Origin of the sequence: Agathobaculum sp. NTUH-O15-33 (genome assembly GCF_033193315.1) — a bacterium.
Taxonomy (GTDB): domain Bacteria; phylum Bacillota; class Clostridia; order Oscillospirales; family Butyricicoccaceae; genus Agathobaculum; species Agathobaculum faecihominis_A.
In genome coordinates this window covers 2,216,705-2,243,238 of the sequence record NZ_CP136187.1, presented here as the reverse complement: position 1 = coordinate 2,243,238, position 26,534 = coordinate 2,216,705, and the positions used below count along the sequence as shown (strand labels likewise).

32 protein-coding genes and 1 pseudogene are annotated in these 26,534 nt (G+C 58.2%); 29 read left to right on the top strand and 4 right to left on the bottom strand.

The window, feature by feature from the left end:
- Nucleotides 1-120 precede the first annotated feature (120 nt).
- From recJ to RWV98_RS11055, 21 genes and pseudogenes are all read left to right on the top strand, one after another.
- Nucleotides 121-2,193: a single-stranded-DNA-specific exonuclease RecJ gene (gene recJ, locus RWV98_RS11155; protein ID WP_317860765.1), complete on the top strand. Its 2,073-nt coding sequence runs from the start codon at nt 121-123 to the stop codon at nt 2,191-2,193.
- A 23-nt stretch (nt 2,194-2,216) separates the two neighbouring features.
- Nucleotides 2,217-4,403 carry a RelA/SpoT family protein gene (locus tag RWV98_RS11150; RefSeq protein WP_317860763.1) on the top strand — a complete coding sequence of 729 codons (2,187 nt, stop codon included), beginning with the start codon at nt 2,217-2,219 and terminating at the stop codon, nt 4,401-4,403.
- Nucleotides 4,404-4,534: 131 nt separating this feature from the next.
- The gene (dtd, locus tag RWV98_RS11145) at nt 4,535-4,993 is read left to right on the top strand and encodes a D-aminoacyl-tRNA deacylase (protein ID WP_317860761.1); all 459 of its coding nucleotides are present in this window, start codon (nt 4,535-4,537) and stop codon (nt 4,991-4,993) included.
- A gap of 95 nt (nt 4,994-5,088) precedes the next feature.
- The gene (locus RWV98_RS11140; RefSeq protein WP_280961132.1) at nt 5,089-5,721 is read left to right on the top strand and encodes an MBL fold metallo-hydrolase; all 633 of its coding nucleotides are present in this window, start codon (nt 5,089-5,091) and stop codon (nt 5,719-5,721) included.
- Nucleotides 5,718-7,184, top strand: a complete 1,467-nt coding sequence (gene hemZ, locus RWV98_RS11135; protein ID WP_317860759.1) for a coproporphyrinogen dehydrogenase HemZ — start codon at nt 5,718-5,720, stop codon at nt 7,182-7,184. Before RWV98_RS11140 ends, hemZ begins: the two co-directional genes overlap by 4 nt.
- Nucleotides 7,185-7,205: 21 nt before the next feature.
- Nucleotides 7,206-8,129 carry a uridine kinase family protein gene (locus RWV98_RS11130; protein ID WP_280961134.1) on the top strand — a complete coding sequence of 308 codons (924 nt, stop codon included), beginning with the start codon at nt 7,206-7,208 and terminating at the stop codon, nt 8,127-8,129.
- Between the two features lie 225 nt (nt 8,130-8,354).
- Complete coding sequence (locus RWV98_RS11125; protein ID WP_317860757.1) at nt 8,355-8,747, top strand: hypothetical protein; 393 nt, start codon at nt 8,355-8,357, stop codon at nt 8,745-8,747.
- A gap of 68 nt (nt 8,748-8,815) precedes the next feature.
- A complete protein-coding gene (locus RWV98_RS11120; RefSeq protein WP_317860755.1) occupies nt 8,816-10,444 on the top strand; it encodes a putative polysaccharide biosynthesis protein in 1,629 nt (542 codons plus the stop codon).
- A gap of 25 nt (nt 10,445-10,469) precedes the next feature.
- Entirely contained in the window at nt 10,470-10,928 is a 459-nt protein-coding gene (locus RWV98_RS11115; RefSeq protein ID WP_317860754.1) for a MazG nucleotide pyrophosphohydrolase domain-containing protein, read from the top strand.
- Nucleotides 10,873-11,262 (top strand): MazG nucleotide pyrophosphohydrolase domain-containing protein, encoded by a 390-nt coding sequence (locus tag RWV98_RS11110; protein WP_317860752.1) that lies wholly within the window; start codon nt 10,873-10,875, stop codon nt 11,260-11,262. The genes RWV98_RS11115 and RWV98_RS11110 overlap by 56 nt, the downstream gene beginning before the upstream one ends.
- Nucleotides 11,263-11,275: 13 nt before the next feature.
- On the top strand, nt 11,276-11,554 hold the full coding sequence (locus RWV98_RS11105; RefSeq protein ID WP_280961138.1) for an HU family DNA-binding protein: 279 nt from the start codon (nt 11,276-11,278) through the stop codon (nt 11,552-11,554).
- On the top strand, nt 11,551-11,793 hold the full coding sequence (locus tag RWV98_RS11100) for an RNA-binding S4 domain-containing protein (RefSeq protein WP_280961139.1): 243 nt from the start codon (nt 11,551-11,553) through the stop codon (nt 11,791-11,793). The genes RWV98_RS11105 and RWV98_RS11100 overlap by 4 nt, the downstream gene beginning before the upstream one ends.
- A gap of 120 nt (nt 11,794-11,913) precedes the next feature.
- Nucleotides 11,914-12,198 (top strand): sporulation protein YabP, encoded by a 285-nt coding sequence (gene yabP / locus RWV98_RS11095; RefSeq protein WP_280961140.1) that lies wholly within the window; start codon nt 11,914-11,916, stop codon nt 12,196-12,198.
- 7 nt (nt 12,199-12,205) lie between these two features.
- Complete coding sequence (gene yabQ, locus RWV98_RS11090; protein ID WP_280961141.1) at nt 12,206-12,661, top strand: spore cortex biosynthesis protein YabQ; 456 nt, start codon at nt 12,206-12,208, stop codon at nt 12,659-12,661.
- Nucleotides 12,662-12,710: 49 nt separating this feature from the next.
- The gene (locus RWV98_RS11085; RefSeq protein ID WP_317860750.1) at nt 12,711-12,992 is read left to right on the top strand and encodes an FtsB family cell division protein; all 282 of its coding nucleotides are present in this window, start codon (nt 12,711-12,713) and stop codon (nt 12,990-12,992) included.
- Between the two features lie 36 nt (nt 12,993-13,028).
- Complete coding sequence (locus RWV98_RS11080; protein ID WP_280961143.1) at nt 13,029-13,478, top strand: S1 RNA-binding domain-containing protein; 450 nt, start codon at nt 13,029-13,031, stop codon at nt 13,476-13,478.
- Between the two features lie 245 nt (nt 13,479-13,723).
- Nucleotides 13,724-14,908 carry an amidohydrolase gene (locus RWV98_RS11075; protein WP_317860748.1) on the top strand — a complete coding sequence of 395 codons (1,185 nt, stop codon included), beginning with the start codon at nt 13,724-13,726 and terminating at the stop codon, nt 14,906-14,908.
- Nucleotides 14,908-15,754, top strand: a pseudogene (locus RWV98_RS11070) (fumarate hydratase). The gene RWV98_RS11075 and the pseudogene RWV98_RS11070 overlap by 1 nt, the downstream one beginning before the upstream one ends.
- Nucleotides 15,755-15,963: 209 nt before the next feature.
- A complete protein-coding gene (hpf, locus tag RWV98_RS11065) occupies nt 15,964-16,491 on the top strand; it encodes a ribosome hibernation-promoting factor, HPF/YfiA family (RefSeq protein WP_280961145.1) in 528 nt (175 codons plus the stop codon).
- Between the two features lie 67 nt (nt 16,492-16,558).
- Nucleotides 16,559-17,428 carry a 16S rRNA (adenine(1518)-N(6)/adenine(1519)-N(6))-dimethyltransferase RsmA gene (gene rsmA / locus RWV98_RS11060; RefSeq protein ID WP_317860746.1) on the top strand — a complete coding sequence of 290 codons (870 nt, stop codon included), beginning with the start codon at nt 16,559-16,561 and terminating at the stop codon, nt 17,426-17,428.
- Nucleotides 17,429-17,431: 3 nt separating this feature from the next.
- On the top strand, nt 17,432-17,758 hold the full coding sequence (locus tag RWV98_RS11055) for a TfoX/Sxy family protein (protein WP_317860744.1): 327 nt from the start codon (nt 17,432-17,434) through the stop codon (nt 17,756-17,758).
- Between the two features lie 7 nt (nt 17,759-17,765).
- Here RWV98_RS11055 and RWV98_RS11050 read toward each other — a convergent pair whose 3' ends face one another.
- From RWV98_RS11050 to RWV98_RS11040, 3 genes are read right to left on the bottom strand one after another with little or no spacing between them, the layout of a single operon-like run.
- Nucleotides 17,766-18,089: a hypothetical protein gene (locus RWV98_RS11050; RefSeq protein WP_280961148.1), complete on the bottom strand. Its 324-nt coding sequence runs from the start codon at nt 18,087-18,089 to the stop codon at nt 17,766-17,768.
- A gap of 17 nt (nt 18,090-18,106) precedes the next feature.
- Nucleotides 18,107-18,493, bottom strand: a complete 387-nt coding sequence (locus RWV98_RS11045; RefSeq protein ID WP_280961149.1) for a hypothetical protein — start codon at nt 18,491-18,493, stop codon at nt 18,107-18,109.
- Between the two features lie 18 nt (nt 18,494-18,511).
- Nucleotides 18,512-18,784, bottom strand: coding sequence for a hypothetical protein (locus tag RWV98_RS11040; protein WP_280961150.1), 273 nt, complete (start codon nt 18,782-18,784; stop codon nt 18,512-18,514).
- 144 nt (nt 18,785-18,928) lie between these two features.
- Between RWV98_RS11040 and RWV98_RS11035 the strand changes: the two genes are divergently transcribed.
- Nucleotides 18,929-19,435: a metallophosphoesterase family protein gene (locus RWV98_RS11035; RefSeq protein ID WP_317865751.1), complete on the top strand. Its 507-nt coding sequence runs from the start codon at nt 18,929-18,931 to the stop codon at nt 19,433-19,435.
- Between the two features lie 20 nt (nt 19,436-19,455).
- The gene (locus RWV98_RS11030) at nt 19,456-20,283 is read left to right on the top strand and encodes a type III pantothenate kinase (RefSeq protein WP_317860741.1); all 828 of its coding nucleotides are present in this window, start codon (nt 19,456-19,458) and stop codon (nt 20,281-20,283) included.
- A 53-nt stretch (nt 20,284-20,336) separates the two neighbouring features.
- Here RWV98_RS11030 and nth read toward each other — a convergent pair whose 3' ends face one another.
- The gene (gene nth, locus RWV98_RS11025) at nt 20,337-20,975 is read right to left on the bottom strand and encodes an endonuclease III (RefSeq protein WP_317860739.1); all 639 of its coding nucleotides are present in this window, start codon (nt 20,973-20,975) and stop codon (nt 20,337-20,339) included.
- A gap of 218 nt (nt 20,976-21,193) precedes the next feature.
- Here nth and glyA point away from each other — a divergent pair, with 218 nt between their 5' ends.
- The 6 genes from glyA to RWV98_RS10995 all read left to right on the top strand — a co-directional run bounded on the left by glyA (nt 21,194) and on the right by RWV98_RS10995 (nt 26,510).
- The gene (glyA, locus tag RWV98_RS11020) at nt 21,194-22,435 is read left to right on the top strand and encodes a serine hydroxymethyltransferase (RefSeq protein WP_305147368.1); all 1,242 of its coding nucleotides are present in this window, start codon (nt 21,194-21,196) and stop codon (nt 22,433-22,435) included.
- Nucleotides 22,436-22,696: 261 nt separating this feature from the next.
- Complete coding sequence (locus tag RWV98_RS11015; RefSeq protein ID WP_317860736.1) at nt 22,697-24,028, top strand: glucose-6-phosphate isomerase; 1,332 nt, start codon at nt 22,697-22,699, stop codon at nt 24,026-24,028.
- A gap of 62 nt (nt 24,029-24,090) precedes the next feature.
- Entirely contained in the window at nt 24,091-24,543 is a 453-nt protein-coding gene (locus tag RWV98_RS11010; RefSeq protein ID WP_280961154.1) for a nucleoside 2-deoxyribosyltransferase, read from the top strand.
- A gap of 39 nt (nt 24,544-24,582) precedes the next feature.
- A complete protein-coding gene (locus RWV98_RS11005) occupies nt 24,583-24,945 on the top strand; it encodes a putative ABC transporter permease (protein ID WP_280961155.1) in 363 nt (120 codons plus the stop codon).
- 65 nt (nt 24,946-25,010) lie between these two features.
- Nucleotides 25,011-25,787, top strand: a complete 777-nt coding sequence (locus tag RWV98_RS11000) for a type III pantothenate kinase (protein ID WP_280961156.1) — start codon at nt 25,011-25,013, stop codon at nt 25,785-25,787.
- A gap of 63 nt (nt 25,788-25,850) precedes the next feature.
- Nucleotides 25,851-26,510: an ECF transporter S component gene (locus RWV98_RS10995; RefSeq protein ID WP_280961157.1), complete on the top strand. Its 660-nt coding sequence runs from the start codon at nt 25,851-25,853 to the stop codon at nt 26,508-26,510.
- The last annotated feature ends 24 nt before the right edge of the window (nt 26,511-26,534 follow it).

The window sequence follows — 26,534 nt, the reverse complement described above, 5'->3', positions numbered from 1 at the left end:
CTATCGTCCTAAACCAAGTGCAGGAACCTGTGCATTTTGCAGCTTGCATAAAATATGTTGAGATATGGAGAGATATTTGGTATAATAATTGTAATTAAAAATAAAAATGAGGGAGTTCCCATGAAAATAAAACGATGGGTGATCGCCGCACCTGACGAGGCGTGCGTACGCACGCTGCAGCGCGACGGCGGTTTTCCTCCGCTGGCCGCCGCCGTATTGGCCGCCCGCGGCGTCACCTCCTGCGCGCAGGCGGAGACGTACTTATCCTGCGACCCCAAAGGTTTGAACGACCCGTTCGCCCTGCCCGATATGGCGGTGGCGGTGGAGACCATACGCGACGCGGTGAGCCGGGGCGAACGCATCACGGTGTTCGGCGATTACGATGTGGACGGCGTTACCGCCACCTGTATGTTGACCCATTATCTGCGCTCGGTGGGAGCCGACTGCGCTTATTACATCCCAAACCGCCTGAGCGAGGGCTACGGCCTGTCGCGCGCGGCGCTGGAGCAGCTTTGGCAGGACGGCACGCGCCTGATTATCACGGTGGACGCGGGCATTACCGCGCTTGACGAAATAGCCGCGGCCCGCGCCCTTGGCATGCGCGTGGTCGTGACCGACCACCACGAGTGTCACGACGCGCTGCCCGACGCGGAGGCGATCGTCGATTATAAACGGCCGGGGAGCGAGTATCCGTTTCGCCATCTGGCCGGTGTCGGCGTGGCGTTTAAGCTGATCAGCGCGCTATCAGGCGATGCGGAGGAAATGCTCGCGCGCTATGCCGATCTGGCCGCGCTCGGCACCGTGGCGGATGTGATGCCCATTGTGGGCGAAAACCGCATCATCGTTGCGGCCGGGCTGGAACGGATGGCGCGGACCAAGAATCTGGGTCTTGAAATGCTGCTGCGCGAGTCGGGCATGAAAACCAAGCGGCTTACCTCGTCCACGATCAGCTTTGTGCTCGCGCCGCGAATCAACGCCGCCGGGCGTATGGGCCGGGCCGAGCTGGCCGCCGAATTGTTCCTGACGGACGACCCCGTTCGCGCGCAGGCGCTGGCCGCCGAGCTGTGCGAGCAGAATAAAAAACGCCAGAGTGAGGAAAACCACATTTTGGAGCAGGCGCTCACCCGTCTGCGCAAGGAATATAACCCGGCGGAGGATCGCGTGATCGTGCTGTCCGGCGAAAACTGGCACCATGGCGTGATCGGCATCGTCTGTTCGCGCCTGTGCGACCGCTACGGCTGCCCGGTCATCCTGATCGCGCTGGACGGCGATACGGGCAAGGGTTCGGGCCGTTCGGTCAAGGGCTTCAACCTGTTCGACGCGCTGTCCTCCTGCGAGGATCTGCTGCGCCGCTACGGCGGGCATGAGCTGGCCGCCGGACTGACCGTGGACCGCGAAAAGATTGAAGAGCTGCGCGCGCGACTGAGCGAGTACGCCGGCGAGCACGTCACCATCGCGGACCTGCAGCCGCAGCTGCAGATCGATTGCGAGGTTGATCCCTCGTGGATCAGCGAGCAGGCGATCAAGGGGCTGTCGCTCCTTGAACCGTTTGGACAGCAGAACGCCGAGCCGGTGTTTTGCATGCGCGGCATGACGGTGGAGGATATCACGCCCATTTCGAGCGACCGCCATGTGCGCGTGACGCTGACCAAGGACGGCAAGCGCTTTTCCGCCATGCTGTTCGGCACCGGGCTGGGCGGCTGCGGCTTTGCGCAGGGCAATTCGGTCGACGCGGCTTTTCATTTGGAGCTGAACGAGTTTCGCGGCCGCGCCACCGTGCAGCTCACCCTGTGCGACGTACAGCTGAGCGAATGCGAGCATCTGGCCGACCAGAGGCTTTTGAATCTATACAATACCTATATGCAGGATGGGCCGCTCTCCGCGGCCGAAGCACGCGTGCTGCTGCCGAGCCGGGCCGAGCTGGTCGCGGTATGGCGGCACGTGTCCTGCCGCGCGGAGGACGGCCGCCTGTCCGTTCCGGACGGCGCGCTGTCCCGCCGCATCGCGTGGGAAAGCCGCCGCGATATCAACATCGGCAAGCTGCTGGTCTGCCTTGATGTATTCTCCGAATCGCAGCTGATCAGCTATCATTTTAAAGAGGGTTTGATCAATATCACCCTCAAACCGTATGAAGGCAAAGCGGATATTTCCGGTTCGGTTGTGCTCGCCACGTTGCAGAGTATGGCCGGTTGAGCCTCGAAATGGGGGAGAAACTTATGCAGGATAAATTGGATTTTTTGCTGGAACGGGTAAAGAAACAGAACCCGCAGGCCAATACCAAGAAGATACGCGCGGCCTATGAATGCGCCGCGAAAGCGCATGAAGGACAAAAACGCAAAAACGGCGAACCCTATATCATCCACCCGGTATCCGTGGCGGAGATCATCGTCGAGATGGGGCTGGATACCGATTCGATCTGCGCCGGGCTGCTGCATGACTGTATCGAGGATACGCAGTTTGGCTACCGGGAGATCGAAAACAAATTTGGCACCACGGTGGCCGAACTGGTGGACGGCGTTACACGCCTCGGCATGCTGCGTTATTCCAAGGAACAGGAGCAGTTTGAAGATCTGCGCAAAATGTTTCTGGCCATGGCGCGCGATATCCGCGTCATCCTGATCAAGCTGGCCGACCGGCTGCACAACATGCGCACCATCCAGCACCTGCCGGAGCGCAAGCAGCGCGACAAGGCGCTCGAAACGATGGAGATCTACGCGCCGATCGCACACCGCTTGGGCATGAGCCGCATCAAGTGGGAACTGGAGGACCTGTCGCTCAAGTGCCTTGACCCGATCGGCTACAAGGAGATCGTCGACGGCCTGAGAGAGCAGAGCGAGCAGCATGAGGAATTCCTCAAGGGAATAACCGACCGCATCGGCGGCAAGCTCAAGGAAGCCAAGATCGAAAACACGATCTCGGCGCGCGTCAAGCACATCTATTCGATCTATCGCAAGATGTACGCCCAACACAAGACCATTAACGAGATCTACGATATCTGCGCGGTGCGCGTGATCGTTGAGACCGTGGCGGACTGCTACAATGTCCTCGGCTATGTGCACGATCTGTATAAGCCCATACCGGGCCGCTTTAAGGATTATATCTCAACGCCCAAGCCCAACGGCTATCAGTCGCTGCACACGACCGTCATCGGCCGCGCGGGCATTCCGTTTGAAATCCAGATCCGCACCTCCGAAATGCACAAAACAGCGGAATACGGCGTTGCCGCGCACTGGAAGTATAAGCAGGGACTGGATAAGGCCGGGAATGAAGAGGCCTTTGCGTGGATCCGCCAGCTGCTCGAAGCGCAGCAGGACACCGAGGCCGAGGATTTTATTAAGAACATCAAGGTCGATCTGTTCGCGGATGAGGTGTTCGTGTTCACCCCAAAGGGCGATGTGGTCAATATGCCCGCGGGCGCAACGCCGATCGATCTGGCTTACGCGATCCACTCCGCCGTCGGCAATCGCATGACGGGCTGCAAGCTCAACGGCCGAATCGCGCCGATCGACAGCCTGCTCAAAAACGGCGATATCGTTGAAATACTGACTTCCAAGGAAGCGCGCGGCCCCAGCCGCGATTGGGTCAAGATCGTCAAAACGACCGAGGCCCGCAACAAGATCAAGCAGTGGTTCAAAAAGGAATGCCGGGAAGAGAACATTGTTAGCGGCCGTGACGATCTGGACCGCGAGCTGCGCGCCAACCTGCTGTATAACGGCTTTTATGACAACGATGAGATCCAGAAGAACACGCTGAACAAGTTTTCGTTCGGCTCGCTCGACGAGCTGTACGCCGCAATCGGCTACGGCGGCATCACGCTGACCAAGGTCATCAACAAGGTCAAGGATGACGTGGGCCGTTTGCGCCGCCAAAACGAGCCGGAGAGCGCGGCGGAACAGCCGGTGCACAATACCCAGCCCGAGCGCCGCGCCACACACAGCAAAAGCGGCGTTGTGGTGGAAGGGATCGCCAACTGTTTGGTCAAGTTCGCCCGCTGCTGCACGCCGATCCCAGGCGACGAGATCGTGGGCTATGTCACGCGCGGCTATGGCGTTTCCATTCACCGGCGGGACTGTGTCAACGTGCACGAGGAGGAAGAGCCCGATCGCTGGGTCAAGGCCCGGTGGGACGAGGATATCACGGTCGCGGACCGGCAGAATCGTTTTTCGACCGGTCTGCAAATATCGACCCGCAGCCGCATTGGGGTTCTGAGCGATGTGACGGCCGTGCTCGCCGCCTGCAAGATCAACGTGCATGAAATTTCGGCCCGCGATCTAAACGATGGTTTTGGCGTGATTAACGCGATGGTGGACGTTGCGGGCGTGCACCAGCTCGACAACCTGATCAGCCGCATGCGCAGTATCAAGGGCGTGCTGGATGTGACGAGAACGGTGGACACCAACTAACATTTGTTAATTAGGAGTTAGGAATTCGTAATTAGGAATTGTGGTGCCGCGCATAGCGCGGTTATTCAAAATATCGGCCTTTGGCCGATACATTCAACTGCTAATTCCTAACTCAATGAAGGATGAAGAAAATGCGTGCTGTGATTCAAAGGGTTGAAAAAGCGTCGGTTTCGATCGGCGGGGCGGTTTGCGGCAAGATCGGGCAGGGGTTTTTGGTCCTGCTGGGCGTGACCGAGGGGGACACGGTGGAAGACGCGCACTATCTCGCGGATAAGACGATAAAGCTACGTGTGTTCACCGATGAAAACGATAAGATGAATCTGTCGCTGGCCGATATTGGCGGCGGTTTGCTGATCGTTTCGCAGTTCACGCTTTACGGCGACTGCAAAAAAGGCAACCGGCCCAGCTTCACCGGCGCGGCGCGGCCCGATACCGCGATCCCGCTGTATGAGGCGTTCGTCGCGCGCTGCCGCGCGTCCGGCTTGCCGGTCGCGACCGGCAGGTTTGGCGCGGATATGGCGGTAAGCCTTGTAAACGACGGCCCCGTCACACTCATCATGGATACCGCGCAAATGCGCGGAAATAGTTAGGAATTAGGAGTTAGTAATTAGTAATGGAAAGCGGAAGTAAAATAATTCCTAACTCCTAATTCCTAATTACTAATTAAAAAAGGAAGGTTGTTTTTATGAAAATTCTTCAGTTTTGTGTCGGCCCGGTCGCGACGAACTGTTATATCGTATATGACGAACAGAGCTTGGACGCCGCGGTGATTGATCCCGGCGACAGCGCGCCGTCTATTTTAGCTGCGGCGGATAAGGAAGGTCTGCACATTCGGTACGTGCTGCTCACGCATGCGCATTTTGATCATATCCTTGCGGCGCATGAGATTTTGCAGCAGACCGGCGCAAAATATGTCGTGCCCGAAGCGGATACGTGGTTGCTGAAAAAGGAAGCGATGGGAGAATTCCGTCCCTTTGTCCGCTCGTATGTCGAGGACGTACCCGATATCCTCGCGTCCGAGGGGACGACCGTCACCTTTGGTTCGCTTACGGCGGCATATATGAATACGCCGGGCCACACGCCCGGTTCATCCGTGATCCGCATAGGGGATTGCCTGTTTACCGGCGATACGCTGTTTCGTCACGAGTGCGGGCGTTGCGATCTGGAGGGCGGCGACTTTTCGCAGATGCTCCGGTCGCTGCGGCGGCTTTATGAGCTGGAGGGCGACTATCAGGTGCTGCCCGGCCACGAAGGCCTGTCGACCCTTGCGGAGGAGCGCGCGCGCAATCCCTATATGAAGCAGGCGATCGGGAAATGACCTACGTTCTGATCGGACATGAGATGAAGCACGCGGTCGAAGAAATGCTGCTGCACCTGCTGCCGGCCGCTGTGCTCACCCGCGCGGAAAAACTGCCGGAAACGGGCGACCGCTGTCTCTCCATGCTGCGCGAGCAGGATGGCCGCGCGTATGCCTTGGCGGAAGCCGTGGTGGACGGGCGTTGTCTGCGGTGCGAGCGCGACGCGGCCATTGACGGGATGGACGAACTGGCGCGCAAGCGCACGGTGACCGAACTGATCAAAACCACCTTATACGAAGCCATCGCGCCCGGCCTGCCGGAGGCGCCCGTTTGGGGGAGCCTTACCGGCGTGCGCCCGGCCAAGCTCGCGAGGGGCCTGATCGAACGCGGCAAAAGCCGCGCCGAGACGGCCGAGGCCCTGCGCGGGCATTTTTTCGTTTCTCAAAAGCGTGTTTCGCTCACGATCCGCGCGGCGGAAACCGCTCTCTTCTTTGGCAATGAGATCGGGCCGGATGATATTTCGCTCTATGTCGGCATTCCGTTCTGCCCGTCCCGCTGCTATTACTGCTCGTTCGTATCGGCGGCGACCGCGCAGTCCGGCCACTTGATCGAGCCCTATCTGGACGCGCTGTGCCGCGAGATCGAAGAGACCGGCGCTATGGTACGCGAGGCGGGCAAGCGGGTACAGAGTATTTATATCGGCGGCGGCACGCCGACCACGCTCACGGCGGAGCAGCTAAAGCGATTGACCGCGCGGCTTGCAGAAGCGTTCGATTTCTCGTTCCTTCGTGAATATACTGTAGAAGCCGGGCGGCCGGATACGATCACGCCGGAAAAGCTCGCGGCGCTGAAAACCGCGGGCGTCACCCGTGTGAGCATCAACCCGCAAAGCATGGAGGACGAGGTGCTGCGGCAGATCGGACGGCGCCACACGGCAACAGATGTGCTGCGCACTTATGAAGAGGCGCGGCAGGCAGGGTTCCGAGAGATTAATATGGATCTGATCGCCGGTCTTACCGGCGATACGCCCGAATCCTTCGGTCGGTCTGTTCATACGCTCATCGGACTTGCGCCGGAGAATATTACGGTGCATACGCTGGCCATCAAGCGGGGCGCGGACCTGTCCGATAAGGCGGCGAACGCCGCCGAGCGGCGTAAGGTGGGGGAAATGCTCGATCTTGCGGAAACGGCGCTTGGCGCGGCGGGATACGGGCCATACTACCTGTACCGCCAGAAGTTTTCGGCCGGAGGGTTTGAAAACGTAGGCTGGTGCAAGCCGGGAACCGAGTGCTTCTATAATGTTGCGATGATGGAAGAGCTGCAAACGATCTTGTCTCTGGGTGCGGGCGGCGTGTCCAAGCGCGTCGAGCGCGACACAGGCTGGATCGAACGCACGAATAACCCAAAGTATCCGCAGGAGTATATCGGCGCGGCCGGCCGGCTTTCGGCCGGCAAGCGAAAACTGCTGCGGCTCGGCGTCTGAATCAGAGAGGAGGCCACTCAAATGGCTGAATTCACCGTCAATTATATCAACCACCGCGCGCGGTATGACGCCGCGGATTTTGTCATGGACTGCGAGACCTATTACCGCGAGCGCGTTTCACGCGCGGCGAATGAGATCGCCAAAAACATTAAGCAAAAGCCGATCGTTTTAATCAACGGCCCGTCCTCCAGCGGCAAAACGACCACCAACGATCGCTTGGGCCGCGCGCTGTTAAAGCTGGGCATCCACGCGGAGACCATTTCCATGGATGATTATTACCGCACGATCGGCACCTATGAGGTGCCGCGTGATACGGAAAATAATGTGCCCGATCTTGAATCGCCGGAGTGCATGAACCTGCCGCTGCTCAGCAAGCATTTGGCGCAGCTGATCGCGGGCGAGGAGATCTCCATTCCCCGGTTTGAGTTCGAGACGCGCACCTCGATCCCGAACGACCGCACGCTAAGCCTCGCATCCGACGAGGTCGCGCTGATCGAGGGTATCCATTCGTTTAATCCGGTCATTATGGGCGATCTGGCGCATGCCGCGACAAGCGTGTATCTCTCAGTGGCGTCCACGGTCGTGCCGCGCGAAGGTCCTAGGCTGGAACCGTATATGCTGCGCTTTTTGCGCCGCGCCATGCGGGACAGCCTGTTCCGCTCCTCGCCGGTCGCGGAAACGCTGCACCAATGGAACTCCGTACGGCGCGGCGAAACGCTTTATATCGCCCCCTATCGGGGGCAGGCCAATCTGACCATCGACACCTTTTTGCCATACGAACTATGCATTTTCATGCAGTATTTGAGCGACGAGCTGAAAAACCGGGAAAACGAACTTGAAGCGGCTGATCTGTACCCGATCTATAAGGTTTTGGACAGAATCGCGCCGATCGACTATAAAAAAGTTATCCCGGAGGACTCGGTTTTGCATGAATTTATCGGCTGAAAAATGAGCAAAACCGCATTATATCTTGCTTTTTGGATATCGTAGGTTTATAATAATGTCTACTGAATAAACCGTAAAGTGGTTTATTTGTGCGGAATAATGCCGCACAATCACTTAAAATGACGATTTTTTAACATTTTAAATGATCGATACTCGGCTTTCAACACATCAGAAAAACGCCAATATACCGGGCGGCCCGCCGCCCGCCGGAAGGAGAGGATCGCAATGGATGCGAAAGTGCAGACGCTGCTGGACAAAATCAGGGTAGTTGCCACGAGGACGGGGCAGGCTGCCGGCCGCGCGGCGGACGTCGCCGGTAAAAAAGCCGGCGAGCTGGCTTCGGCAACGAGGATCAACCTGCAAATTTTCGATTTGAATACCGAATGCGAGGTCCTCTACAAGGAGATTGGCCGGATGGTGTACGATGTGCGCCGCGGGATCGAGGCCGCGAGCGATGAAATGGACGAACGCATCGACCGGCTGGATGAAAAGCAAGCAAAGGTTGCGGCGCTCCGTGAGGAACTGGCCGGCATGCGGTCGTTTGTGACCTGCCCCGGCTGCGGCAAGCAATGCAGCCGGGAGGATTCCTTTTGTCCCGGTTGTGGTAAGGCGCTTTAATAGCGCATATTCCGTCACGCCCGGCATACGGTTAAAGAAAAAGAATTTGCATAAAGGGCGTGTATCGTTTGCAGCGTAAAAAACAGAACTTTATCGAAGGCGCGGCGATTCTGGTCGTTGCAAGCCTGATCGTCAAGGTGATCGGCGCGGTTTTCCAGATCCCGCTCGTCAATCTGATCGGCGGCAAGGATAATCCGGCGTTTGGCCTGTTCACGGCAGCCTACCGCATTTATATGACCATGCTGGTCATATCCACGGTCGGCCTGCCCGCGGCGCTTTCCAAAATGGTGGCCGAAGCCACCGCGGGCGGCCGCGAACACGAGGTGCGCCGCATTGTCAAGGTGGCGGCGGTCATCTTTATTCCGTTTGGCGCGGTCTGTTCGGTGGCGCTTTACGCGGGCGCGGGCGTCTTTTCCGACCTGATCAAATCCGCGGACGCGCGCTTTGCCGTTATGGCGATCGCGCCCAGTGTTTTGATGGTGTGCATCCTATCCGTGTTCCGCGGCTACTATCAGGGACGCGCCAATATGGTGCCTACCGCTGTTTCGCAGGTCATCGAGGCGCTCGGCAAAATGTTCGTCGGCCTTGGGCTGACCTATTATGCGGTCGGACAGGGATACGATGCGCCGCATGTCGCGGCGATGGCGGTTTTGGGCGTCACGATCGGCGAGGTCGCCGCGGCGTTCTATATGGTGGTCCGGGCGGCGCTGACCAGAAAACAAGCCTCTGTCCTCAGCCACGGCCTGAACAACGCCGTGCGTCCGTTCAGCCAGCTTTGCGGGCAGCTCTTGTCGCTGTCCATTCCCATTACCATCACCTCGGCCGTGATGAGCCTGACCGACTTGATCGATATGGCGCTCATCTCCGCGCGGCTGCAGTCGCCCGCGATCGCAATGACCTCGGATCAGGCGATGGCGATCTACGGCGTGTACACGGGGTATGCGGTCAACTTTTTTAATTTGCCGCAAACGCTGATTACCGCGATCTCGGTGAGCGTGCTGCCCGTGATCGCGGGCGCGCGCGCGATGCAGAATTTTACCAAGGTATCCAAGACCATGTCCACCGCATTTCGGCTGACGCTGCTGATTACCCTGCCTGCCGGCGCGGGTTTTCTGCTGTTCGGTCAGCAGATCGTGCGGTTGGTTTATTCCAAGGACACCGTGCTGGGCGGTCAGCTGCTGCAGATCCTCGGCTTTGCCGTGCCGGCCGTCGCGCTGGTGGCCATCACCAACGCGATCCTGCAGGCGTTTGGCCGGGTCGATCTGCCGCTGATCTCCATGTTTATCGGCGCGCTGATCAAAATTTGCGGTGATTATGTGATGGTAGCCGATCCGCGGCTGCAGATCGCGGGCGCGCCTGTCAGCACCACGCTGTGCTACTGGGTGATCGCGCTGATCAATCTGGTGCAGATCGGCCGCCTGTCGCACGGCCTGCCGCCATTCGGCAGAACGGTCGTGCGGCCAATAGCCGCGACAATCGGCATGGGCGCGTCAAGCATGATCTGCTTCACGCTGTTGTCGCGTGCGCTGGCCGCCGCGCCGGGGTCGGTTGTCGATAAGCTGGTCACGCTCGTTTCCATTATGGTTGCCGTGTTGGTATACGGCGTGCTGCTGCTGCTTTTGCACGCGGTCGAGCGCGAGGACGTGCTGCTTTTGCCAAAGGGCGAAAAAATAGCAAATTTGCTGCGCCTGAAATAGGCGCGAACAAGAAAGAGAAAAAAGTATGGTAGATTTTAAGCAAAAAGAGCAATATACATTTGACGACCTGCTTCGTATTATCGAGATTCTGCGCGCGCCGGACGGCTGCATGTGGGACCGGGAGCAGGATCACCACAGCATCCGCCGCAACTTTATCGAGGAGACGTACGAGGTGTGCGAGGCCATCGATGAAGAGGACGCCGAGCATCTCAAAGAAGAACTGGGCGACGTGCTGTTGCAGGTGGTGTTCCATACCGAAATGGAGCGGGAAAAGGGTGTTTTCGATATCGGCGACGTGGCGGACGGCGTGTGCAAGAAGCTGATTTACCGCCATCCCCACATTTTTGCCGACACCGTGGTCGCCTCCTCGGCTGAGATACTAAACAACTGGGACGATCTCAAGCGCAAGGAAAAAAAAGCAGGAGACCGTGACCGACGCGCTTTCCAGCGTGGCGCGCAGCCTGCCTGCGCTGATCCGCGCTGAAAAGGTACAGAAAAAGGCTTCTAAGGCCGGTTTTGACTGGAAGGATGTTTCTGGCGCGGCCGATAAGGTGACCGAGGAGCTGCGCGAGGTGAACGACGCGTTTGCCGGCAGCGGCGATGTGGAAGAGGAGATCGGCGACCTGCTGTTCGCGGCGGTCAATGTGGCGCGGTTTGCAAAGGTAGACCCGGAACGCGCGCTGGAAAAGGCGACGGATAAGTTTGTCGCCCGGTTTGCCCGAGTGGAGCAGACCGCGTTTGATCAGGACAAGGTGCTGTCTGATTTGTCGGAGGACGAGCTGGACACGCTTTGGAATAAATCGAAAGAAAAGGTATAACGGAGGTAACAAAATGAAAAAAAGCGATTTCGTGACGATGGTAGCGGAGCAGGCCGAGCTTTCTAAGAAGGATACTGAAAAGGTGATAGACGTTGTGTTTGCCGCGCTGGGCGACGTACTGGCGCAGAACGACAAGCTGCAGATCAGCGGCTTCGGCACATTTGAAACCAAGGAGCGCGCCGCGCGCACGGGCCATAATCCCCGCACCGGCGAAGCCATTGAGATTGCCGCTGCTACCATGCCCGTATTCAAGCCCGGCAAGGCTCTGAAGGACAAGCTGAACGAACAGTGAGACTGGATAAATACCTAAAGGTATCCCGTCTGATCAAACGGCGCACGGTCGCGAACGACGCCTGCGACGCCGCGCGCATCACGGTGAACGATAAGCCGGCCAAAGCCTCCTATCAGGTAAAAGTGGGCGATATCATCGAGATCGCTTTCGGCCAGCGTACGCTGAAGGTAGAGGTGCTCGATATTGCCGAGCACGCCCTTAAGGCGGACGCCGCCGCGCTTTACCGCGAGCTTTTGTAATCATACCATCCCTCGGTAAAAACACGGCATGTTTTTACCGGAAATTCGTATAAAGCATCCCGCCCTCACGTATGATGATGAGCGGGATGTTTTATTTTTGTTTGCTGGGAGGGCGGTACCATGGCAGCCGAGGAACGCGGTCGGGAAATGCCGCACACAATTATTCTGGAGGGAAGACAGAAACTCTCCGTTTCGGGTGTGACGGATGTGCAGAGCTTTGATGAGGAACAGATATTATTGGAGACCGTGCGCGGCATGCTCGCCGTGCGCGGGGAGGGGCTGCATGTGGAGCGTTTGCAGCTGGAGGCGGGCGAGCTGATCGTTTTAGGGGAAATCGGCTCGATCGAATACGATGACAGCGTCCAGCCGCGCGGCGGCATGCTGTCGCGCCTGTTCGGCAGGTGAGGCCGCTATGTTTTTTCCGATGGAAGCGCAGGGACTGATCCTGATACAGAGCATTCTTTTGGGCGCGGGCATCGGTGTGTTTTACGATGTGCTGCGCGCGCTGCGGCGGCAGTGCCGCGCCGGACGGGGGCTCACGGCGCTGCTGGACGCCGTGTTCTGGGCGGGCGTGCTCTTTGCCATGTTTGAATACGGCATCACGCTGGCCGCGGGGCAGGGGCGGTATTTTGTGCTCGCGGGCGCGGGCATTGGCGCGGGAATCTATTTTTCGCTGATCAGCGGTCCGGTGTTAGCACTTTTACACTTGTTCTTTTCATCGTTTGCATTTGTAAGGGACAGGGCCGTGCAGGCGGCGCGCCTTGTAAAAGGACTTGCCGAACGGTTTGGTCTTTCCAAAAAAATAAAGGAATGCGCAAAAAAGTTTAACAAAACCCCTTCCATTTTTCGTGGAAAGGGTTTAAAATAAAACTCGTATCAGTCAAGCAGTGCACAGAAAAGAGGAAAGGCGGCGCGAAATGACAAAACGGCAGATCCCTATGTTGGTCAAAATCGCGGCGCTCATTTTCCTGCTTTATGCAGCGGTCAAGATCGTTGGTCTGCAATCGCAGATTGCTGAAAAAAAAGATCAGCTGAACTCTCTGAACATGCGCGTGGAGGAATACGAGGCTTCCAACGAAGCGATGAAGGAAGACCTTAAAAGCGGCATTTCAGACGAGGATATCAGTGAGATCGCCCGCACGGAGCTTGGCTATGCGGAACCCGGCGAGCGTGTCTTTGTAGACACATCAAGCAGATAAGCCGGGCAAATTGTTAACGGAGGCAAAAAAATTTATATGGATTTGGCAGTGGGATCGATCGTAGACGGCAAAGTAACGGGAATTACCAAGTTCGGCGCGTTTGTCGCCCTGCCCGAAGGGAAATCGGGCATGGTGCACATTTCTGAGGTCGCGTCTAGTTTCGTCAACGATATCAAGGATTTTTTGCAGGAAGGCCAGCAGGTTCAGGTCAAGATTATTGGCATCGACCAAGCGGGCCGCATCAATCTGTCCATTAAAAAGGCGCAGGCACAGCAGAACCCTCAACCGGGCGCGGGCAATTTTGCGCCCCGGCAGCCGCGTTTTCAGCGCGCTGCGGCGCCGCGCGGCCGCGCGGCCGCACCAAAGGATCCCGCGAGCATGACCTTTGAAGATAAGCTCAAAGCGTTTATGACCGACAGCGAAACCCGTCAGGCCGATGTGCGCCACGCGACCGACCGCAAGAACGGTTCGCGCCGCCGGAAGTAAAGGCCGGGCGTTTTGGCCGATCGCGCTTATTTACCGCATGACAAAAACCGGGGGAAGCCTCGGTTTTCGTTTTATCCTCATGTAATAAAAAAAGGGGCGCTCAGCCGCAAATGCGGCCGAACGCCAAAAAATAGGATTGTGGGGATAAAGATATGAACGGTGCATGGCAGCATTCCTGCCACCGTCATTAATATACCATGAATTACAAATAATGTCAACTATATTTTTCAAAAAAGAGGAATCGCATGAAAAAAACGCTGATTAAAAATGTGCATGTACTGACTGTGAACCAAACGGACGAGCAGTTTTTCGGCTTCGCCGCGTTTGCGGACGGCAAAATAGAAACGCTGGGTCAGGCGGAAAAAACACCGGCGGAAAAGGAATTTGACGAAGTGATAGACGGGCGGGAGGGCTATCTGCTGCCCGGCATGATCGACGTGCATTCCCATTTGGGCCTTTACGAGGACAGCCTTGGCTTTGAAGGCGCGGACGGGAACGAGGATACCGATCCCGTTACGCCGCACCTGCGAGCCATCGACGGCGTCAATCCGATGGATCGGTCGTTTCGCGAAACGATCGAGGCGGGCGTGACCACGGTGGCGGTCAGCCCGGGCAGCGCCAACCCGATCGGCGGACAGATCGCCGCGATCAAGACCGCCGGCCGCCGGCTGGACGATATGGTGCTGCGCGCGCCGCTTGCGATCAAGTTCGCGCTGGGCGAAAACCCCAAATCGGTTTATCATGAGAAGGACGAAACGCCGGTTACCCGCATGGCGACCGCTGCGCTGATCCGTGAGCAGCTTTATAAGGCGCGCGAATATCTGGCCCGCAAGGATCGCGCCGAGGGAGACCCGGATGAGGACGCGCCCGATTTCGACATCAAGCTCGAAGCGCTGGTGCCTTTGCTGCGCGGCGAGATCGATGCGCATTTCCACGCGCATCGGGCGGATGACATCTTTACCGCGCTGCGTATTGCGCGGGAATTCGGGCTAAAGCCCGTGATCGTGCACGGCACGGAGGCCCACCTTGTCGCCGACCTGCTCGCGGGGGAAAACGTGCCTGTGATCAGCGGCCCCTATCTGACCGACCGCTCCAAACCCGAGTTGCGGGCGCTGACCGAGCGCTCGCCCCTGCTGCTGCATCAGGCGGGCATCGAGACCGCGATCACGGTGGATCACCCGGAGCTGCCGCTGCGGCTGCTGCCGATGGCGGCGCAGATCGCGGTAAAGGCGGGGCTTTCGGCAGACGCGGCGTTGCGCGCGGTCACGGCGGCGCCCGCGCGTATCGCGGGGCTGGGGGCGCGTATCGGCTCGCTCGCGCCCGGTATGGATGCGGACGCGGTGCTGATGGACGGACATCCCATGCGCTTTGAATCGCGTGTAAGCGTCGTCTGGATCGACGGCGCACAGCAATACAGGAGGGACGAATGATGAAAACAATCGAGATGCGCGAGATCGCCGCACTGGTGCGGCGGCTTTGCATGGAAGCGAACTATTATCTGCCGGATGATCTGCGGCAGGCTTTCCAGCGCGGGGGAGGAGCAGGAGCAGTCGCCCCTCGGCCGCCAGATTTTTGAGGAAATGATCGCCAACTGCGATCTTGCGCGGGAAAACGATATGCCGGTCTGTCAGGATACCGGCATGGCTGTGGTATTCGCGGAGGTCGGACAGGATGTGCACCTTTCGGGCGAGGGCTCGCTGGAGGACGCCGTGAACGAAGGCGTGCGGCAGGGCTACACGGACGGCTTTCTGCGCCTTTCGGTCGTTGGCGACCCGCTCCGCCGCGAGAACACGAACGATAACACCCCCTGCATTTTGTACACCTCGCTCGTGCCGGGCGACCGGGTCAAGATCACGGTCGCGCCCAAGGGCTTCGGCAGCGAGAATATGAGCGCGATGAAAATGTTCACGCCGGCGGCCTCCAAGCAGGATATCATCGACTTTGTCACGGACGCCTGCGTGAACGCGGGTTCCAATCCCTGCCCGCCGATCGTGATCGGCGTGGGTCTGGGCGGCACGTCGGACAAGGCCGCGTATCTGGCCAAGCGCGCGCTGCTGCGCCCGGTGGACGCGCATAACGCGGATCCGCTATACGCGGAGATGGAAAAAGCCATCCTCGATCAGGTTAACGCCTCCGGCGTCGGCCCGCAGGGCTTGGGGGGCACCGTAACGGCGCTTTCCTGCGCGATCGAGCCGTTCGGCACGCACATCGCGGGCCTGCCGTGCGTGGTCAATATTTCGTGCCATGTGACCCGGCACGCCGAAGGGACGCTGTAAAGCGGGCCTGTACTTTTTCACGGTCCAAGCGGCGTTAAAACGATTCCAATATGCCGCGCGGCGTCGCTTTTTTGGCGCGATTGGGAATGTTGCTGAAAAAACTGGGAAAAATGCGAAAATAGATTGGACAATTTATACGAAGATGTGGTATACTCATAGTAGCAAATCCCCATAGTATCATGGACCACGGTCCGTTAGGAGATGATGTTATGAAGTTCACCATCGTCGAGAGAAAAATTAAAATTGACGACGATCTGCGTCAGTACGCGCTGCGCAAGGTAGAAAAACTGGATCGGTATTTCCATACGGATTCCGATACCACGCTGACCTTCAGCGAACTGCGCGGCAAACAAACGGTAGAAGTCACAGTGCGGCAGTCCGGTCTGGTCATCCGCGCGGAGGAAACGACGACCGACATGTTCGCCTCTGTGGACGGCGCGATCAGCAGTATCGAGCGCCAGATCCGTAAGCACAAGACCCGTCTGGAAAAACGCCTGCGTGAAGGCGCGTTCGACAAGGCCGCGCAGCAGGCTGCCGAATTGGCTGAGGAGCCGTTCGATATCGTCCGCCGTAAGCGGTTCGAGGTCAAGCCGATGAGCGTTGACGAAGCGGTTTTGCAGATGAATCTGCTTGATCACCAGTTCTACTTTTTCCGCAACGCGGATAACGACAATATCCACGCGGTGGTTTACAAACGCGCGGCAGGCGGTTACGGCCTGATCGAAAGCGAAGACTGACAAGACCAAATAAGAGACAGGCCGGCAACGCGCACGCGCTGCCGGCCTTTTATGAGAGGATGATTTTATGGGTCTGTGCGACATTGAAGAGATCCGCTCCGTTTTGGGGCGGCACGGCTTTCATTTTTCCAAATCGCTCGGACAAAATTTTCTGACCGACGCTTCGGTTCCCGCGCGGATCGCCGCGGAAAGCGGGGCGGAGCAATATAAAAACGCCGTCGAGATCGGCCCGGGTATGGGCTGTCTGACGGCGGAGCTTTGCGGCCGCGCGGAGCGGGTCGTTTCGGTGGAGCTGGACCGCGCGCTGCTGCCTGTGCTGGACGAGACGCTTGCTGCCTTTGACAATGTGGAAGTGGTGCAGGGCGATGTGCTGGCGCTTGATCTGGCCGCGCTGGTCCGGGAAAAATTCGGCGGGGCGGAGGCGGTCGCCTGCGCCAATCTGCCGTATTATATCACCACGCCCGCGCTTTCCGCGCTGCTGGATTGCGGCGCGTTTCGCCGCATCACGGTCATGGTGCAGCGCGAAGTCGCGCAGCGGATCTGCGCGGAGCCGGGCTCTGCGGCTTATTCGGCGTTTTCGATTTATGTGCAATACCGCGCCGCGGCTGAAATATTGTTCGATGTGCCGGCCGAGTGCTTTACGCCCCGGCCCAAGGTGGATTCCGCCGTGCTGCGTCTGACGCCGCTTACCGAGCCGCCGGTCAAGGTGGGCAATGAAAAACAGATGTTTGCGCTGGTGCGCGCGGCGTTCAATATGCGCCGCAAAACGCTGGTCAACGCGCTGGGCCCCGTCATCGGCGGGGAGATGGGCAAAGAAGAGATCGCGGCGCTGCTCGAATCCGTCGGTCTGGACGCGCGCATCCGCGGCGAACGGCTTTCCATTGCCGATTATGCGCGCCTTTCGGATGCGATCGACAGCAAAAGAGAGGGGCGCTGAGGTATGGCGTCCAGCCATGAGTTTGTACAGTACGTGTGCGACCAGCTTTCGGATGCGGGCGCCGTCACCTATAAGCGGATGTTTGGAGAATTCGGCGTTTATTTAAACGGTAAATTTTTCGCGACCGTGGAGAACGACCAGTTTTGCCTTAAGATCACCGAGGCCGGTCGGGCGCTGCTCGGCGAAGCGGCTACCGTGATCGAACCGCACGAGGGCGGGCGCTACTTTTATGTGGAAAATTTGGATGACCGCGTTTTTTTGGCGGAGCTTGCCCGCGCGACCTGCGACGCCCTGCCCGCGCCTAAGCCAAAAAAGAAAAAGGGCGTCTGAGCAGTGCTCAGATGCCCAAGATGAGAAGGCCGCCGATCATAAGAATCAGATCCCAGTCCATATCCTCGCCCTCGGAGATCAAAAACCAGACGACGACGAGCACGAGGATGGTGTCCATATCGAGCTTGATGCCGGTCAGCCGGCCGGAAAACAGCCGGCCGAGGTCGCCGAATACCGAGGCGGCTTGCGGCGGTGCGTGCGGCGTTTCGCCGCGCGGCGCGTGTTCCTGTGCCTCACTGTGAAAACCGTCGCCCGCCGGCCCGGCCGCGGGCTGGGGATTATGTAAGGGCGGCGCACTGTGGGCGGAGGATGCGAGATATCGGTTATACAAGTGTGGTCGCTCCCTTGTCAAAGAGATTTTTCGCCCTCATCGGGCCGGTCTTCGCCCCTGCGGCCCGCTTGCTCCAGCGCGGCGCGCGCCATGCGCGCCATGCTGACCAGCCGCATGGCATGATCGAACTGCGTGGATACCTGATCGGTCACAAATGGCTTGACTGCGTTTAAAAGCGCGCGCTTTTCCTGCTTGACCGCGCTTTGGCCGCTCTGAACGATGTTGCCGAGCACGGGAAGCGCTTTCTCCATCAGCTCGGCGGAGGGATCGTAATCCCGCGAAGGGGAAGAGGCGGGAGCGGCGGCTCCGCCACCGCCACCGCCCAGCGCTTCACTCGCCATTTTCATCGCGTTTTGCAGGGCGTTGGGGTCGTTCAGGAGCGAGGAAAACAGGTCGTTATCCATGGCGCTTCGGTTCCTCCTTTATTTCGGGAACAGCATTTGTCTCAGCTGTCCGGCAAGTTTCGCGCCCTCGCTCGTCTGCATCAGTTTGTTGGCAAGGCGCGCGGCCTCCGCCATATCGCCGCGCTGAGCCGCCTGTGCGGCGCGCTCGAGATCGTCGGCGTTTTGGGATGAGACCATCTGTGCGGCCTGATGCGCGTTCGGTGTGGACAGGGCGGCGCGTACCCTGTCTACCATTTCCTTGTCGCCTGTTTTGACGGCAAGCTGCTGTAAGATATCGTTGAGATCCGGCATTGGCAGTTCCCTCCGTAAGTTTCTTGATGGTGCAGTATATGCGGGGAACGTGTAAAAATGTGAAAAAGTGGGGTTTACAAGTCGGCGCGGGCGGTGTAGAATACCACTGTATCCTACCTGCCAAAGGGGTGGACAAATTTGAAGATGCTGATATTTGCCGATTCGCACGGGCGAAACGCCGGTATGTTTTACGCGATGGAGCGGGAACAGCCGGACTGCGCCGTGCATTTGGGCGACCATACCGAGGATGCGGACGAGCTGGACCGGGCCTATCATAACAAACCGATATACCGCGTGCGCGGCAATAACGATTACGGCTCGGACGCGCCGTACAGTGCGGTGATTACGCCGGAAAACGTGCCCATCTATCTGACGCATGGACATAAGGAGCGCGTATCCATGTATTCCTGCGGGATCGTGCCGCAGAAGGCGGCGGAAAACGGCTGCGTATTCGCTTTTTACGGCCATACGCACCGCATGCTGCTTGAAAAATACGGCGGCGTATGGGTCTGCAATCCGGGTTCCATCAGCCTGCCGCGCGGCGGGCCGGCAAGCTATGCGCGCCTGACGATAGAAAACGGTATGCCGATATCGCTCACCCTGCTGGAAGAGGACGGCGGACTGATCCGTGAAGAACGCTTCGGACACTGAAATAGAAGGGACATATCATTATGCTTCTGGCCATTGACGTGGGCAACACCAACATGGTGTTCGGCCTGTATGAAGGGGACACGCTGCGCGGCTCTTTCCGCATTTCGACCAACGCCGAGCGCACCTCGGACGAGCTGGGTATGCAGATCGTGCAGTACTATCAGTTCTTGAACATTGAGACCGAGCGGACGAGCGCGGCCATCATCGCCTCGGTCGTGCCGCAGGTTATGTATACGCTGGTGAACGCCGTGCGGAAGTATCTTTGCGTGCAGCCGCTGATGGCGGGACGCGATGTGGAGATCGGGATACAGAACTGCTACTCCAATCCGCGCGAGGTCGGCGTCGACCGTCTGGTCAACTCTGTCTCTGCGATCCGGAAATATGGCAGCCCGCTGGTGATCGTCGATATCGGCACCGCGACAACCTTCGATGCGATTGACGAAAGCGGCGCTTATCAAGGCGGCGCGATCTTCCCGGGTATCAAGGTGGCGATGGAGGCGCTGTTCCTCAAAGCGTCCAAGCTGCCGCGCGTCGATATCGAGCGCCCCGATCAAGCGATCGGTAAAAACACGGTACAGTCTATGCAGTCCGGCGCGGTGCGCGGCTATGTGGGCGCGCTGACCGGCATCATCACCGATATCCAGAAGGAATTGGGCGGACAGGCGCGTGTGGTCGCCACCGGCGGCATGGGCCGTATGATGGCGAGCTATTGCGACCTGATCGACGAGGTCGATCCCAATTTGACGCTTGAAGGGCTGCGTCTGATCTATCAGGAAAACAAGGAGTTGTTCTCCGGCAGCCGTCTGAGCCCTGAAAACCGTTTGCTGGAAGCGATAGAAGAAGTATGAATAAAAAGCCTGTCCCGTTTTCCGGGACAGGCTTTTTATTCATAGCGGATGTACTACTTGCCGATGGGGAAGGAGGGACACACCGCGCCGAGCGGACAGGCGGCGCACTTCGGGCCGCGCGCGGTGCAGCACTCGCGTCCGTGCAGCACCAACCGGTGGCAAAAATCTGAGGATTCGGCGGGTTCAATCAGCGCGCGGAGCGCTTTTTCAACCTTGACCGGGTCCTTTTCATCTTTGACAAAGCCCAGCCGGTTGGACAGGCGGATGCAGTGGGTATCCGTCACGATCGCGGGCTGTCCGTATATGTCGCCGAGGACCAAATTGGCCGTTTTGCGGCCGACGCCGGGCAGCTTTAAAAGCGCCTCCATCGTATCCGGCACCTTGCCGCCGTATTGGTCCAGCAGCATGATGGCGGCGGCTTTCAGGTCGCGCGCCTTGGTATGGAACAGGCCGCAGGTTCGGATCGAGTCTTCGATCTCTTCGACCGGCGCCTCGGCAAAGCTTTGAAGGTTGGGGAAACGGCGGAACAGATCCTCCGTGACAAGGTTGACGCGCACATCCGTACACTGGGCGGACAGGCGGGTTGCGAAAAGCAGTTCGTAATCATGGGTATAGTGCAGCGCGCAGACGGCGTCCGGATAGGCTTCCTTCAGCAGCTCGGTCACCGCGCGGGCGCGTTCTTTTTTGGTCATGTTTCTCATCTCCCATATGCGAAGTCGATACTGCTTTTATCTTATCATATTTCGCAAAAAAAACAAGACAGACCACGTGTTTTAACATTTTTAACATAAAGATTTGCGAAAGTGACGCAAAATCTATCTGTTTGACAGTAGGCAAGACAGGGGCAAATGTGGTTTAATTAAGACAGATATATTTTTGTAATATACGGAGAAAGACGGAGGAACGCAAAATGGTTCGTGAGGCAATGGAATTTGTAAAAGCGTACGACCCTGAGCTCGGCAAAATGATGCAGGCGGAATATGACCGTCAGGCGCGCAACATTGAACTGATCGCTTCGGAGAACATTGTGAGCGAAGCGGTCATGGCCGCTATGGGCTCGGTTTTGACGAACAAATACGCGGAAGGATACCCGGGCAAGCGCTATTACGGCGGCTGCGAGTGCGTGGATGAGGTTGAAAACCTTGCGATCCAGCGCGTGTGCGAGGTATTCGGCGCTAAGTATGCCAATGTGCAGCCCCACTCCGGCGCACAGGCCAACATGGCGGTCTATCAGGCTCTGGTAAAGCCCGGCGACACGGTGCTCGGCATGAGCCTTGACAACGGCGGCCACCTGACGCACGGCTCCCCGGTCAACCAGTCCGGCCTTCTGTACAATATCATCCCCTACGGCGTGGACGATAACGGCTATATCGATTACGACGCGCTGCGCGCGCTCGCCCAGAAGGAACAGCCCAAGATGATCATCGCGGGCGCTTCCGCGTATCCCCGCGCGATCGACTTTGCGAAGTTCGCCGAGATCGCGCACGAAGTAGGCGCTTACCTGTTTGTCGATATGGCGCACATCGCGGGTCTGGTAGCAGCGGGCCTGCACATGTCCCCGCTGCCCTACGCGGATGTGGTGACCACTACCACGCACAAGACGCTGCGCGGTCCGCGCGGCGGCGTGATCCTCACGAACAACGAAGAACTGGGCAAGAAGTTTAACAAGGCGATCTTCCCCGGCACGCAGGGCGGCCCGCTGATGCACGTGATCGCGGCCAAGGCTGTTTGTTTCGGCGAAGCGCTCCGTCCCGAATTCATGGCCTACCAGCAGCAGGTGGTCACCAATGCCAAAACGCTCGCGGACGCGCTGCTGAACAAGGGCTTTAATCTGGTTTCCGGCGGCACGGATAACCACCTGATGCTCATCGACCTGCGCGGCACCGGCGTGACCGGCAAGGAACTCCAGCGCCGCTTGGACGAGGTGTACATCACCGCCAACAAGAACGCTGTTCCGAACGATCCGGAAAGCCCGTTCACCACTTCGGGCCAGCGGATCGGTACGCCCGCCGTTACCTCCCGCGGCTTTGGCGAACCCGAAATGCTCCGCATCGCCGATTTTATCTGGGATACCGCGACCGATTTCGAGAACAAGGCGGAAAATATTCGCCGCAGCGTGACCGAGATCTGCACGAATTTCCCGATCTACTGATCGGGCGCGGCATAACGCATAAAACGCGTACCGGTACCGAATATGCTCTGAAAACGTATAAAAAGGCCGCAGGATAAAATCCTGCGGCCTTTTTTTCATGCTTGCAAGCCTGTTTTGTTTATGCAAATAACACAGAAATAATGTAAAAGTACAGGATTTTTTGTAAAGTTTCGACGAGCGCCTTGCCATTTTTCCCAACTGTGCTATACTATTGAAGAGAAGAGAGCCGAGGCTTCGGCTAAGGAAAGGGGAAATACGACAATGGCAATGGAACTGAAACTGACCGGACTGAACGGCTTTGTAAGAGAGGACGAGCTGGATAACATGGCCCCTCTGGTAAAGGCCGCACAGGATACCCTGCATGCGCGCACGGGCGCTGGGAGCGATTATTTGGGCTGGGTAGACCTGCCTGATACATATGACCGCGACGAGTTTGACCGCATCAAGAAGGCAGCGAAAAAGATTCAGGATACCTGCGAAGTGCTGGTCGTCATTGGGATTGGCGGTTCCTATCTGGGCGCGCGCGCCGCGATCGAATTTGTAAACGGCCAGATGTATAACGGCGTTCGCCCGGAGGGCATCCCCGAGGTCTACTTTGCGGGCAGCAATATTTCTTCCTCTTATCTGAACGATATCGTTAAAATCATCGGCGACCGGGATTTTGGCGTAAACGTTATTTCTAAGTCGGGTACGACGACCGAACCGGCCATCGCCTTTCGCGTTTTCAAAAAAATGCTGGAAGAAAAGTACGGCAAATCGGGTGCGAAGGACCATATCTTCGCCACGACCGACAAGGCGCGCGGCGCGCTCAAAAAGCTCGCGGACGACGAAGGCTACGAGACCTTTGTCGTGCCGGATGACGTTGGCGGCCGTTTTTCGGTGCTGACGGCGGTCGGCCTGCTGCCGATGGCGGCCGCAGGTATCGATATCGACGCGGCCATGGAGGGCGCGGCCAAGGCGCGGGCGGATTTTGCGGAGGGCGTCGGCCATGACTGCGCGAAGTACGCCGCGCTGCGCAACATTCTGTACCGCAAGGGCAAGGGCATGGAGATTCTCGTCAACTACGAGCCCTCTCTTGTGATGCTGGGCGAGTGGTTCAAGCAGCTGTTCGATGAATCCGAAGGTAAGGATCACAAGGGCATTTTCGCTACCTCGGCCAATTTTTCGACCGACCTGCACTCGATCGGCCAGTTTATTCAGGACGGCACGCGCAGCATGTTCGAGACCGTCGTATGGGTTAAGGAACCGAGAAGCGAATCGACGATCGAGCTTGCCGAAGAGGATATCGACGGCCTCAACTATCTGGCGGGCAAGAGCGTACAGTTTGTCAATTCTAAGGCTTATCAGGGTACGCTTATGGCGCATATGGACGGCGGCACGCCGAACATTTTGCTGGAGATCGACAAGGCCGACGCATGGCATTTCGGCTATCTATCTTATTTCTTTGAAAAAGCCTGCGGCATTTCGGGTTATCTGCTCGGCGTGAATCCGTTCAATCAGCCGGGTGTGGAAGCGTACAAAAAGAACATGTTCGCGCTGCTCGGTAAACCGGGATATGAGGAACGGCGCAAGGAGCTGGAAGCAAGGCTTTAATACTGCGATTGGCCGGGGCGGGAATTCTCCCGCTCCGCCTTTTTATCTATAGGGAGGCTGTTATGAAAAAAATTTATTTGGCTGGCTTTGACGTGTTCGCACCGGACGCGCGGCAGCGCGGGGCAAAAATGAAGCTCATGTGCGCGGAAAAGGGGTTCATCGGTCTGTATCCGTTTGATAACGAGGCGGATAACGGGCCGGATATTTTCGCGGGCAACTGCGGCCTGATCGATGCCGCCGACATTGTAATCGCCAATTTAAATCCATTTCGGGGCGACGAACCGGATTCCGGCACCTGCTTTGAGGTGGGCTACGCTTTCGCGCGAGGAAAAACGGTGTATGGCTATCTAGCGGACGGGCGCACCATGCGGGAAAAGCTGGGCGAGGCGGACAAGAACGGCTTTGCCGTGGAAAACTGGGGTCTGCCGCTCAATTTAATGCTCGCGTGCTCGTCCCGTATCGTGGAAGGAGACTTTGCCGCGGCACTCGCGCGGTGCGCGAAGGAGGAGGCATAAAACAGCCTGCTTTCAGGCACAATAAGTCCCGGTGATGTTATGAAAAAACAAACGCCGGGGCTTTTTGCTCTGGGTGCGGCGGGATACGCCGCGATCGAGATGATGTGGCGCGGTTATACCCACTGGACAATGGCGTTGACCGGCGGCGCGGTGCTTGTCGCGCTGACGCATCTGCGCGAGCATGTGCGGGAGGAACCGCCGCTCGGCCGCTGCGCGGCGGGCGCGGCGCTGATTACAACGGCGGAATTCATCGTCGGCCTGACGGTCAACCGCCGCTACCGCATGCAGGTGTGGGATTACTCGGAAGAACGCTTTAATGTAAAGGGGCAGGTGTGCCCTAAATACGCCGCTTTGTGGATGGCGCTCGCCGCACCGATCATGCTGCCAAAATCGTCAAAATAATGCTTGAATTTGCCCGCGCGATACCGTATAATGTCCTTGGCAAGATGCCGAAAGAGGGGTCACACATGCTTATCGCGATCAATGCAGGAAACAGCCATATGCTGCTGGGCGGTTATGAGGAAGACGTGCAGGTATTTGCCGCTTCCATCGCCACCGAAACCAAGCAGACGGGCGATTTCTACGCCTGCTCCCTACAGCAGGTATTCGCGCTGCATGGGGTGGATACCAAACAGATCACAGGCGCGATCATCAGTTCCGTCGTGCCCGCTATGACGGCCGTATTGCAGTATGCGCTGCACCTGCTCGGTGTGGACGATGTGCTGGCGGTGTCGAGCGGTATCAAGACCGGGCTGAACATTCGCGCCGACCAGCCGCGGCAGGTCGGCGCGGACCGCGTGGCAAATGCCGTAGCGGCCCACGAACGCGGCAAGCTGCCTTGCGTGGTCGTCATCCTCGGCACGGCGACGACCTTTACCGTGCTGGATGAAACGGGCGCGTTGGTCGGCTCGGCCATCACGGCGGGAATTCGTTTGAGCCTGTCCGCGCTGCGGCAGCAGGCGGCGCAGCTGCCCGCCGTGGCCATTGAAGCCGGGGAAGAGAGCGTGCTCGCCCGCAACACGGCGGACGCCATGCGCGTGGGCGCGGTATACGGCGCGGCCGCCATGGTGGACGGCATGATCGATCGGTTCGCCGAAGCGCTGGGCCAAACGCCGCACGTTTACCTGACCGGCGGCTCCGCGATGCTGGTGGAACGCTATCTGCGCGTACCGTTCGAGCGGGTGGACAGCCTTTGTCTGGACGGATTGCGGCTGATCTGGAAGAAAAACCGCCCCGAAAAGTGATCTTGCCGAAAAATCAGCCCTGTACTCTATAAGGAAGAGACGGGAGCAGGAGGAAAACTACATATGAAAAAGAAGACTGATGTAAAGTTGCTTTCACAAATGGCGCTGCTGGTAGCGCTGATGCTGGTGCTGGCGTTCACGCCGCTGGGCTTTATCCCCCTTGGCTTTATGAACGCGACGACCATGCACATCCCGGTCATTCTGGGCGCGTGCCTGCTGGGTCCCAAGCTGGGCGGCGTGTTGGGCGGCGTGTTCGGTGTGACGAGCGTCCTCCGGGCGACGATCGCGCCCAATCTCACCTCGTTCGTGTTCACGCCGTTTTATAGCTTTAGCCCGGATTTTCACGGCAGCTGGATGAGCCTGATCGTCGCGATCCTGCCGCGTATCCTGATCGGTGTGATCGCGGGCTATGTGTTCCGCGCGCTGACGCGCGTTAAGGTGAATCAGTTGATCGCGCTGCCGGTGGCGGGCTTTATCGGTTCGATGGTCAATACCGTCGGCGTGATGGGGCTGATCTACCTGCTGTTCGGCCAGCAGTACGCGGCGGCGGGCGGCACCGAGCCGAGTCTGCTGCTGGGGGTCATCATGGGCGTTGTCGGCTTAAACGGCGTGCCCGAAGCGATCATCGCGGCGGTGCTGACGCTGGCGGTTGGCAAGGCGCTCTTTTCCGCGTTTGGAAAAATAGGGACCGCCGCGCCCAAAGCAGTGAATAAAACAATATAAGAACAACCCAAAAGGGCCGCTTTT

Excerpts from the sequence above, each read along its gene's own strand:
- RWV98_RS11125 (WP_317860757.1), top strand. The coding sequence starts at position 8,355 with ATGGATGCGAAAGTGCAGACGCTGCTGGACAAAATCAGGGTAGTTGCC.
- recJ (WP_317860765.1), top strand. The coding sequence starts at position 121 with ATGAAAATAAAACGATGGGTGATCGCCGCACCTGACGAGGCGTGCGTA.
- RWV98_RS11105 (WP_280961138.1), top strand. The coding sequence starts at position 11,276 with ATGAAAAAAAGCGATTTCGTGACGATGGTAGCGGAGCAGGCCGAGCTT.
- RWV98_RS11005 (WP_280961155.1), top strand. The coding sequence starts at position 24,583 with ATGAAAAAACAAACGCCGGGGCTTTTTGCTCTGGGTGCGGCGGGATAC.
- yabP (WP_280961140.1), top strand. The coding sequence starts at position 11,914 with ATGGCAGCCGAGGAACGCGGTCGGGAAATGCCGCACACAATTATTCTG.
- dtd (WP_317860761.1), top strand. The coding sequence starts at position 4,535 with ATGCGTGCTGTGATTCAAAGGGTTGAAAAAGCGTCGGTTTCGATCGGC.
- RWV98_RS11085 (WP_317860750.1), top strand. The coding sequence starts at position 12,711 with ATGACAAAACGGCAGATCCCTATGTTGGTCAAAATCGCGGCGCTCATT.
- RWV98_RS11045 (WP_280961149.1), bottom strand. The coding sequence starts at position 18,493 with ATGGATAACGACCTGTTTTCCTCGCTCCTGAACGACCCCAACGCCCTG.
- RWV98_RS11010 (WP_280961154.1), top strand. The coding sequence starts at position 24,091 with ATGAAAAAAATTTATTTGGCTGGCTTTGACGTGTTCGCACCGGACGCG.
- yabQ (WP_280961141.1), top strand. The coding sequence starts at position 12,206 with ATGTTTTTTCCGATGGAAGCGCAGGGACTGATCCTGATACAGAGCATT.
- RWV98_RS11000 (WP_280961156.1), top strand. The coding sequence starts at position 25,011 with ATGCTTATCGCGATCAATGCAGGAAACAGCCATATGCTGCTGGGCGGT.
- RWV98_RS11075 (WP_317860748.1), top strand. The coding sequence starts at position 13,724 with ATGAAAAAAACGCTGATTAAAAATGTGCATGTACTGACTGTGAACCAA.
- RWV98_RS11140 (WP_280961132.1), top strand. The coding sequence starts at position 5,089 with ATGAAAATTCTTCAGTTTTGTGTCGGCCCGGTCGCGACGAACTGTTAT.
- RWV98_RS11030 (WP_317860741.1), top strand. The coding sequence starts at position 19,456 with ATGCTTCTGGCCATTGACGTGGGCAACACCAACATGGTGTTCGGCCTG.
- RWV98_RS11040 (WP_280961150.1), bottom strand. The coding sequence starts at position 18,784 with ATGCCGGATCTCAACGATATCTTACAGCAGCTTGCCGTCAAAACAGGC.
- RWV98_RS11035 (WP_317865751.1), top strand. The coding sequence starts at position 18,929 with ATGCTGATATTTGCCGATTCGCACGGGCGAAACGCCGGTATGTTTTAC.
- RWV98_RS11115 (WP_317860754.1), top strand. The coding sequence starts at position 10,470 with ATGGTAGATTTTAAGCAAAAAGAGCAATATACATTTGACGACCTGCTT.
- hemZ (WP_317860759.1), top strand. The coding sequence starts at position 5,718 with ATGACCTACGTTCTGATCGGACATGAGATGAAGCACGCGGTCGAAGAA.
- RWV98_RS11130 (WP_280961134.1), top strand. The coding sequence starts at position 7,206 with ATGGCTGAATTCACCGTCAATTATATCAACCACCGCGCGCGGTATGAC.
- RWV98_RS11015 (WP_317860736.1), top strand. The coding sequence starts at position 22,697 with ATGGCAATGGAACTGAAACTGACCGGACTGAACGGCTTTGTAAGAGAG.
- nth (WP_317860739.1), bottom strand. The coding sequence starts at position 20,975 with ATGACCAAAAAAGAACGCGCCCGCGCGGTGACCGAGCTGCTGAAGGAA.
- RWV98_RS11055 (WP_317860744.1), top strand. The coding sequence starts at position 17,432 with ATGGCGTCCAGCCATGAGTTTGTACAGTACGTGTGCGACCAGCTTTCG.
- rsmA (WP_317860746.1), top strand. The coding sequence starts at position 16,559 with ATGGGTCTGTGCGACATTGAAGAGATCCGCTCCGTTTTGGGGCGGCAC.
- RWV98_RS10995 (WP_280961157.1), top strand. The coding sequence starts at position 25,851 with ATGAAAAAGAAGACTGATGTAAAGTTGCTTTCACAAATGGCGCTGCTG.
- hpf (WP_280961145.1), top strand. The coding sequence starts at position 15,964 with ATGAAGTTCACCATCGTCGAGAGAAAAATTAAAATTGACGACGATCTG.
- glyA (WP_305147368.1), top strand. The coding sequence starts at position 21,194 with ATGGTTCGTGAGGCAATGGAATTTGTAAAAGCGTACGACCCTGAGCTC.
- RWV98_RS11080 (WP_280961143.1), top strand. The coding sequence starts at position 13,029 with ATGGATTTGGCAGTGGGATCGATCGTAGACGGCAAAGTAACGGGAATT.
- RWV98_RS11150 (WP_317860763.1), top strand. The coding sequence starts at position 2,217 with ATGCAGGATAAATTGGATTTTTTGCTGGAACGGGTAAAGAAACAGAAC.